Raw genomic sequence first — 8490 nt, 5'->3', positions numbered from 1 at the left:
GTAATGACCTTATCTATTAAGATAATCATACTACACAGAGCATTAATTTGTAACCAACAACAAGTTTTTTATACTTGTTAAATCTATTATACGAGGATAATATGGAAGAAAAATTTTTAATTACTAAACAAATAGGTGAAAGAGAAATTTTATTTGATGCTAAAAATATGCTTTTATTTGACACAACGTTAGGGTTTGATGAAGAACAATATTTAAATATAATTCAATCACTGAATTTTCCTGAAGAAAACAAGAAAGATAGTGCATCAAAAATTGTATTAAACATCTCTAACGCTTGCAATTACAAGTGTGTTTATTGCTATGCAAATCATGGGAATTATGGTAAAGAAAATGCTTTCATGGATATCGATACTTTAAATAAAATAGTGGATGATTTATTAAATAAAGGTATTAAAAACATTGGAACTATCGAACTATTTGGAGGTGAAGCTACATTAAATCCAAAATTATTAGATATAGTTGAGATTATCGATGAGTCATTTAATGTTAATCAGTTTTTATTAACCACTAATGGTAGTGGTAGTATGGACTTAGTAAAAAAATTATCAAATTATCCTATGAGATATTATATAAGCTTAGATGGGCCTAAAGAAGTTAATGATATGTTGAGAGGGAATGGGAGCTATGATGCTGCTATGCGATTTATATCATGGTTAAATGATTTTAAATCAGATTATTCTGTTTCAGTAACTTATACAAAGGTTCATGAAGATCTTGGAATTGATTATCAAGATTTATATGAGTTTGCAAAGAATAATAATTTTTCTATAGAGATAAATACGGTAATTAGCAACAACAAGAATATAGAGATTAATAGAAGAATAACTAAGAAACAATTAATCAGTGAAATAGATAGAACTTTAGATATCTTAGCAAATGGGGAAAAAAATATTAATTTAGATCCATATGTAATTAGAATACTAAAAGGTCTATTTTTATCTAAAAGATCACAATTTTTTTGCGATGATTTACAAACAAATATTACAATTCATTACGACTATGACGGAAGTTTATATAATTGTTTTAAGTTATGGAGTGATCATAGATTTAAACTAGAAAATATAAGCTCAGAACATGAAGTTTTAAACTTATACAATCAAAAAGAAAATTTTAATCAATGTAGAACTTGTTGGGCAAGATATTTATGTGAGCTTTGTATTGCGGATACATTTTTAGGAGAAGAAAATTTCCCTTTTTTAGACGATTGTTGTGTAAAAAAAGAAAGGTTTGAGATTACATTAGAAAAAATACTCGTGAGACTAGAAAATGGGGATATAGATAGAATAAAGAGTAATTTCATTAATTACATAGTGTAGGCAAACCATGAAATATATAAATAATTTGATTAAAAACTATAGATACAAATCTATTGCATTAGTAATAGCAGTAACAATTTGCAATGTACTAGCGTTATTTTATAATTACAGCTTTAAATTTGTAATTGATGCAATTGAACAGAAAAACATTGGAAACGCTTGGAGAGCTTTTTTTATTGTACTTATTTTACAAATCTTGGTCACAATTTTCACCTTGCTGATATATGATTATTATTTAAGAATTTTTCAAAAAAACATAGAACGAGATGTTAGAGATGATATTATGTCTGAAATTTTAACTTGGCCTTTTTCAGAGTCAAAAAGCATTACTCCAGGTAAGCTTTCTACGTTAATGACGAATGATGTTAATCAGATTGGTCAATATATTTCACTCTATTATTTTATGTTGATTGCTAATTCAATGCGTTTTATTATAACTTACGTTTTGCTATTTTCATTAGATAAAGTGATAGGTGTTGTAGTATTACTATCTGTTCCTTTATATTATATATTAACTAAATTCACAATGAAGCCAATGCAAAAATTTGTAAAAGAGGGTTATATAGCAAAAGATCAGCTGAACAATTCTTTTATTGATATTTTAAATAATTTAATGAACACTAAATCTTATAAATTAGAGGAAACGAACACTAATCAAATTAAAAATTATACAACAGATCTTTATATTAAAGAAAAAAAACTCCAAAAATGGACAGCTATATTTTATTTTATCAGAAACTTTTTAAGTAGTTTTATGCCGGTCACCATACTTGGCTTATCAATCGTAAGAATCATAAATGGCCAAATGACTCTGGGAACATTAGTGGCAATACAGGGGTTTCTAGGTGCTATATATTTGCCTATATCTGAACTATTTCAATTTAAGGCGATGAAAAATAATTTATATCCAGTTATAGATAGAATAAATCCAATCCTAGATAATGAAATAGAGAAAAAAGATAAAAGAAAGATAAGATTTGGTAAACCAGAGATTACTATACAAGATCTGAGTTATAGTTTTGAAAATAATAATGTAATTAATAATATATCAAAAAGTTTAAAAGGACCTGGGCTATATAGGATTTGTGGTGATAATGGAAAAGGGAAGAGCACACTTTTTAATATAATTTCAGGCTTGTATAATGACTTTGAGGGTGATATATATTTGAGTTTAGATAATGAATCACCGGCTATAGCATATATGAATCAAAAAAATATTTTGTACGATGCAAATTTATACGACAACATAACTCTTTTTGGAAAATATAGTGCTACCAATATGTCTTTAAAAATTTTAGATAAATTTAAAAACAGAGCGGATGACAAAAGTGATTTTTCAGGCGGAGAAAAAAGATTGATACTTTTTCACCGAACGATAAATTGTAATGCTTCAATTTTTCTATTTGATGAACCTTTTGAAGGGATAGATAGAAATACGAAAAGTTCTATGAAAAATATAATTACTCATTTATGTAAGAATAATCTTGTTTTAATTATCAGTCATGAAGATAAGGATTTTGATGGGTTGGAATGTAAAGAGATTTACTTATAGCAAAATATAAAAAACAATAAAGTAGTATTTAAAGTTATAAAGCCAAGGAGTAACAAACTCATATTAATCAAAATAATAAGTGATTAGATACATTAATCTAGTCGCTTTTTGTGTCTCTTAAAAGAACAGTTATTATAAGTCAAGAGAGCTGAATAGAAAGTAGAACAATAAAAATTAAAGAACTAAAGGATGCAATGGAAAATCGTCTTGTACTAAATGAAAAGTTAGAGATTGAATTACATCAGCTAAAGACCAAGATAGAATATTCAAAAGTCAGTTAATGAGAAAGAGTGTAATACTAAAATGCCGTTAAATCGGGATTGTTAGCCAATCTCTATTTGTAATGCTACTTGTTAAATCTTTAGTAAGGATATTTATAGTTTAACACAAAGACTGTCAAATAGTTTGTGTATGATGAACCTCTTGATAAGATAATATTAATCAGGAGGATTTTAATATGCAAGGAAAAGATTAGAGAGAAGACTAAACAAATTATCTAAGCTGTTACTCGACGAGTATCAACCAGAAACGGTGCAAGATCTGCAAGAGGTTTTAAAAGATCTTTTAGGTGACGATACTGAGATAATGTTATTAGTAGAACTTGATGACCATTTAGACTGTGAAGATGGTGAAAAACCATTATCTTTAAACATTAGAATTTGATTAAGCAAAAAACAGTAAAATCATCATATGGGAATATAGATTTAAATTTTCCTATGGATAGGAAAAGAACTTTTAAGCCACAAGCCCTTAAAAATTTGAAAAAGATATATCAAATATAGAAAATCAGATCATATTCATGTATGGAAAAGTTATGTAAAAGGAGATATTTCAACTCATATAAAAAATATTAATGGCTTCGGATTATCAGAAGGTTTGGTAAGTAAGATAATAAATAAAATAATTCTAACAATAAAAGAATGGTAAAATAGACCGCTAGAAAAAGGATAAACCCTGGTGTTTTTAGATGCCATCCATTATCATGCAATAGAAAATAATATAGTTAAAAAAAAGCAGCGTTTATAGCCTAAGTACATTTTAGAGATTTTTAAAGAGATATTAGGTATGTGGATTCGAGAAAATGAATCAAGCAAATACTGGCTCTTGGTGTTAGATCATTTGAACGAAAGAAGATCAGAAGATATTTTAATAGTATCAACTGATAATCTACCAGGATTTAGTCAATCCATAGAATTAGTATATACAAAGGCGGAAATACAAAAATGTAGAATCTATCAAATAAGAAACTCAACTAAATTTGTATCATATAAATGGGTTAAGATTTTTACTTGCTAGAAGTATATTTTCTATTATGGTAACAGCTTGACTTTGATACATTAAATGACAAAAAATACAGGCATTTCAATGCTACAGAGGGTTTTTATGTATTCAACTGTCAAACTTCCGTAACTACCTGCTAATTGAACGTTATAATCTTATTTTTCGTCTCAAACTTGGAATTTTCATCCTGGATTATGTTATATTATAATAAAGGGAACAAGAAATATGAAAGGAAAATAACATGTTCATAGATATTGCAAAAATTGAATTGAAAGCTGGTAAAGGTGGAGATGGTGCGGTATCCTTTAGAAGGGAAAAGTTTGAACCATCTGGAGGGCCTTTTGGTGGCGATGGAGGTAATGGAGGAAGTATTTATCTCGTTGCCGATGAATCTGTGAGAACTTTAATGGACTTCAGATATAAGAGACATTATAAGGCGGAAAATGGCGAAAACGGGGGCACTAAGAAGATGTTTGGCAAAAGGGGACAGGATTTGTATCTAAAGGTACCCATTGGAACCTTGGTCAAAGATTTTGAAACCGATAGAGTAATACATGATTTAAATGAAAAAGATGAAACCTTCTTAATCTGTCAAGGAGGAAGAGGAGGAAGGGGTAATGCAAGATTTGCCACTTCTAAGAGACAGGCTCCAAGGTTTGCAGAACCTGGAACTAAAGGAGAAGAAAAGACCATCAAGCTTGAAATGAAACTAATTGCAGATGTTGGTCTAATTGGTATGCCAAATGTTGGCAAGTCTTCTATCCTTTCTATAATCTCCGAGGCAAAACCAAAAATAGCAAATTATCACTTTACTACCTTGGAACCAAACCTTGGAGTTGTAAAGGTTAGCTCTGGAGAATCCTTTATTATTGCTGATATACCAGGGCTTATAGAAGGAGCTAGCGAAGGGGTTGGACTTGGATTTGACTTCTTGAAGCATATAGAGAGAACTAAAGTACTGGTACATGTACTGGATGTTTCTGGTTCTGAAGGAAGAGATCCGATTGACGATTATAATATAATAAGAAAGGAAATCCTATCTTATAATTTAAAGATTGCCGACAAGAAGGAGATTATTGTTGCAAATAAGATGGATTTGCCTGGCGCTAATGAAGGTTTAAAGAAATTATATGAAGTCTTCTCCGACAGAGAGTCGGATATTATATCTATTTCAGCAGCTACTACAGAGGGAATAGATCAATTGAAATATAAAATAATTCAGGCTCTTAAAAATGCAGATATTAAACCAGAAACCTACGATGAGAAATTTGTTCCTGAGGAAGTGGAAGAAAGGCCGGACTTTGAGGTTACTAGAGAGGATGACACCTATATAGTAACGGGTCCTCTAATCGACCATCTCATCTACAGAACCAATTTCCAAGACCATGAGTCTTTGAGACATTTCCAAAAGATTCTAACAGACAAGGGCGTATTTGAGTCTTTAAAGGATCATGGAATTAACGAAGGAGACACGGTAATTGTAGGGGAAATGGAATTTGATTATTTAGGTTAGGAGGAAATATGATAAATCCTAAACAACGTTCTTATTTAAAAAGTCTTGCTCATAAAATGGAACCGCTACTTATTATTGGTAAAGGCGGAGTTTCAGAAAACACTTTAGTGCAGTTAGATGACCTTTTAAATAAACGTGAATTAGTTAAAATAAAAATACTGGACAATAATTTGGATAATCGTGATGAAATTGTGGACAATATCTTAGATAGATTAGGATGTGACTTTGTTCAGTTCATCGGTTCTAAACTTACTATCTATAGACAGTCTGAGGACAAGAAAATTGAATTGCCCTAATATTGGAATATTTGGAGGGACCTTTAATCCAGTCCATATTGGACATTTGATTATTGCACAAGAGGTTAAAGAAAAGATGAATCTAGAAAAGATTGTCTTCGTCCCTTCCGGTAATCCTCCTCATAAACTTATTAAAGTTAGTAAAGAGGATAGGCTGGAGATGTTAAGACTCGCCATAGAGGATAACAAAGATTTTTTAATTGAAGAATACGAAATAAATAAAAGTACAAAAAGTTATTCCCTTGAAACCGTTGACTATTTGGAGGGGAAATATAATTGTAAAAACCTTTACTTTATTGTAGGGGAGGACTCTTTCATGGAAATAGAAAAGTGGTATAGATACGAAGAGCTACTTTCTAAGGTAAGACTTATTGTGGTCAATAGAAAGACCAAGTATAAGGAAATTCTTCAAGAAAAAATGACAAGTTTTAACGAAAAAGGGTATATAACTAAGTGGGTAAAGATACCAAACCTTGAGATTTCATCTTCTTACATAAGAGAAGAGTTTGAACAGGGAAGAAATCCAAGATATTATATACCGACTAATACCTATGAATATATTAGGACTAGGGGAATTTATGATAAATAAAGAAGATATTGTCCAGGACTTAAAGTTAAATCTTTCAAAAGAGAGGTTTCAACATAGCCTTTCTGTAGCAAAAAAGGCTGTGGAACTTGCTGAAAACTTTGGACTGGACATAAAAAAGTGTCAGATGGCAGGTCTTCTTCACGACTGTGCAAAGGGACTGGAAAACCATTATGAGGAAGTTTATAAAATGGATTATGAGGTTCATATTAACAGAAAGGAAAATGAACAATATAAAAATCCATATTTAAAACACTGTCTTTTGGGTATGATAGTAGCAAAGAACAAATATAAAGTTGAAGATTTTGAATTACTTAAGGCTATAAAGGAACATACAACTGGGAGCGTTGGAATGAGTGAGCTGGGTAAGGTTCTTTATTTAGCCGACAAAACTGAAGATATGAGAGACTATAAAGGTGTGGATGAAATTAGGCGACTCTCACTGATAGATATGGACCGGGCCATTGTCCTAAGCCTTAACAATACCATAGTGCACCTTATATATAAAAATAGGATAATTGCACCGGAAAGTGTAGAACTTAGAAATTATTTACTAGGAGGTACTATTGAAGGAAATTGATTTAGTCGTAAAGGCCTGTGAGGACAAGATAGCAAAGGATGTTGTGACATTAAAGTTAGATGGAGGGCTTGCAATAGCTGACTACTTTGTTGTAGCCACAGGTAACACAGCTAATCAAACTCAGGCAATCTCAGATGAAGTACAAAAGGTTGCTGCGGAAAATCATATGGATATAGTTGGGGTAGAAGGGTATTCTGAAGGAAGCTGGATATTGGTAGACTTGGGGGATATAGTCGTACATGTGTTTACCCCAGAATCAAGGGAGTACTACAGTCTTGAGAGATTGTGGACATAAAATAAAGGAGATGTATCATGGGATTAGAATTTATTAAAACACATAGGGCCCCAGAGGCTATAGGACCTTATTCACAAGGTACAGTTGGAGAAAAAAATAGTAGAGTTCTTTTAGTTTCAGGACAATTGCCTATAAAAGATGGCGACTTAAAAACCGATATTAAAGAAGCGACATTAGCAAGCTTAGAAAATGTATTAGCCATAGTTGAAGCTGGTGGCGGAAAGCTTGAAGATATTGCAAGAGTTGGGGTATTCGTTAGAAATATGGATGACTTTGGAAAGGTAAATGAAGTATATCAAGACTTTTTTAAAGACCATAAACCTGCTAGAGCCTGTGTGGAAGTTTGTAAGTTGCCAAAAGATGCGGTAATAGAAATAGAAGCAACTGCTTTAGTTGTGGACTCATTATAGAAGTTTATTAGGGTGTAGCTATGATGGCTACGCCTTTTTTTTTATTATAATGCTTTACATTGTGACGGCTCTTCAATAATTATTAGAAGATTTTACTTAAAGTTCCTTAAAGTAACAATATAGATAAATCATGAAATTATTGATTAAAATTCTGGGGGGGGTATAATTGTAATACCAAAGAGAAATAGCCATAGAGTTTTTAAACATACTTTGAAAGGAAGGTAAGGCGATGAAAAAGTGGATGAAGCATGTAAATAGAATCTATCTTTTAGTTGGCGTAATCATTGCAGGAAGAATTTTGTATCTTATGGGTAAATCTCCAATAGCAATTGGTCCGGTTGATGGATATAAAGGTGGTGTGGTCTATTATAATTTTAGATACCTATCAGTTTATTTGTTTAAATTTTTGGTAGTTTTTGGGATTATCAATTTAATATTTTACTTCATGAAAAAGAAGAGTGACAGAAGGTCCTCTTAGTAGAAATGGTCAAGAGAAAAATGCTTGTACCCCTTGCTAATATTAGTAGGGGGTATTTTTTATTATGCCCAGTGAAGGATATAAAAGTTTTTAATTTACATAACAAATTGCCCCTTTAAGCTTATATAGGTTAAAATGAAGTTGAATTGCATAGATAAATTA

11 protein-coding genes are annotated in these 8490 nt (G+C 31.1%); all 11 read left to right on the top strand.

Translation table 11 applies throughout. From position 1 onward, the window contains the following. Window positions 1–101 precede the first annotated feature (101 nt). On the top strand, window positions 102–1337 hold the full coding sequence (locus tag Q1K37_RS05245; RefSeq protein ID WP_300410176.1) for a radical SAM protein: 1236 nt from the start codon (window positions 102–104) through the stop codon (window positions 1335–1337). 7 nt (window positions 1338–1344) lie between these two features. Continuing rightward, the gene (locus tag Q1K37_RS05240) at window positions 1345–2889 is read left to right on the top strand and encodes an ABC transporter ATP-binding protein (RefSeq protein ID WP_300410173.1); all 1545 of its coding nucleotides are present in this window, start codon (window positions 1345–1347) and stop codon (window positions 2887–2889) included. Window positions 2890–3420: 531 nt separating this feature from the next. Then, window positions 3421–3552, top strand: a complete 132-nt coding sequence (locus Q1K37_RS05235; RefSeq protein ID WP_300410170.1) for a hypothetical protein — start codon at window positions 3421–3423, stop codon at window positions 3550–3552. Window positions 3553–3924: 372 nt separating this feature from the next. Continuing rightward, complete coding sequence (locus Q1K37_RS05230; RefSeq protein ID WP_366524091.1) at window positions 3925–4185, top strand: transposase; 261 nt, start codon at window positions 3925–3927, stop codon at window positions 4183–4185. Between the two features lie 226 nt (window positions 4186–4411). After that, a complete protein-coding gene (obgE, locus tag Q1K37_RS05225) occupies window positions 4412–5683 on the top strand; it encodes a GTPase ObgE (protein ID WP_300410167.1) in 1272 nt (423 codons plus the stop codon). 8 nt (window positions 5684–5691) lie between these two features. Beyond that, window positions 5692–5979 carry a ribosome assembly RNA-binding protein YhbY gene (yhbY, locus tag Q1K37_RS05220; protein WP_300410164.1) on the top strand — a complete coding sequence of 96 codons (288 nt, stop codon included), beginning with the start codon at window positions 5692–5694 and terminating at the stop codon, window positions 5977–5979. Further along, window positions 5966–6568 carry a nicotinate (nicotinamide) nucleotide adenylyltransferase gene (nadD, locus tag Q1K37_RS05215; RefSeq protein WP_300410161.1) on the top strand — a complete coding sequence of 201 codons (603 nt, stop codon included), beginning with the start codon at window positions 5966–5968 and terminating at the stop codon, window positions 6566–6568. The genes yhbY and nadD overlap by 14 nt, the downstream gene beginning before the upstream one ends. Continuing rightward, window positions 6558–7145, top strand: a complete 588-nt coding sequence (gene yqeK / locus Q1K37_RS05210) for a bis(5'-nucleosyl)-tetraphosphatase (symmetrical) YqeK (RefSeq protein ID WP_300410158.1) — start codon at window positions 6558–6560, stop codon at window positions 7143–7145. The genes nadD and yqeK overlap by 11 nt, the downstream gene beginning before the upstream one ends. Beyond that, on the top strand, window positions 7132–7440 hold the full coding sequence (gene rsfS, locus Q1K37_RS05205) for a ribosome silencing factor (RefSeq protein WP_300410156.1): 309 nt from the start codon (window positions 7132–7134) through the stop codon (window positions 7438–7440). Before yqeK ends, rsfS begins: the two co-directional genes overlap by 14 nt. A gap of 17 nt (window positions 7441–7457) precedes the next feature. After that, complete coding sequence (locus tag Q1K37_RS05200; protein WP_300410153.1) at window positions 7458–7850, top strand: Rid family detoxifying hydrolase; 393 nt, start codon at window positions 7458–7460, stop codon at window positions 7848–7850. Between the two features lie 229 nt (window positions 7851–8079). Continuing rightward, window positions 8080–8328, top strand: coding sequence for a hypothetical protein (locus Q1K37_RS05195; RefSeq protein WP_300410150.1), 249 nt, complete (start codon window positions 8080–8082; stop codon window positions 8326–8328). The last annotated feature ends 162 nt before the right edge of the window (window positions 8329–8490 follow it).

The sequence above is a fragment of the Lagierella sp. genome (genome assembly GCF_029983815.1).
GTDB lineage: Bacteria > Bacillota > Clostridia > Tissierellales > Peptoniphilaceae > Mediannikoviicoccus.
Note: the sequence above shows the minus strand (reverse complement) of the source record. Positions and strands in the feature narration are given on the sequence as shown.

What these genes read in the sequence shown, in the direction of transcription:
- Q1K37_RS05245 (WP_300410176.1), top strand. Translation starts at nt 102, where the DNA reads ATGGAAGAAAAATTTTTAATTACTAAACAAATAGGTGAAAGAGAAATT.
- Q1K37_RS05240 (WP_300410173.1), top strand. Translation starts at nt 1,345, where the DNA reads ATGAAATATATAAATAATTTGATTAAAAACTATAGATACAAATCTATT.
- obgE (WP_300410167.1), top strand. Translation starts at nt 4,412, where the DNA reads ATGTTCATAGATATTGCAAAAATTGAATTGAAAGCTGGTAAAGGTGGA.
- yhbY (WP_300410164.1), top strand. Translation starts at nt 5,692, where the DNA reads ATGATAAATCCTAAACAACGTTCTTATTTAAAAAGTCTTGCTCATAAA.
- yqeK (WP_300410158.1), top strand. Translation starts at nt 6,558, where the DNA reads ATGATAAATAAAGAAGATATTGTCCAGGACTTAAAGTTAAATCTTTCA.
- Q1K37_RS05200 (WP_300410153.1), top strand. Translation starts at nt 7,458, where the DNA reads ATGGGATTAGAATTTATTAAAACACATAGGGCCCCAGAGGCTATAGGA.
- Q1K37_RS05195 (WP_300410150.1), top strand. Translation starts at nt 8,080, where the DNA reads ATGAAAAAGTGGATGAAGCATGTAAATAGAATCTATCTTTTAGTTGGC.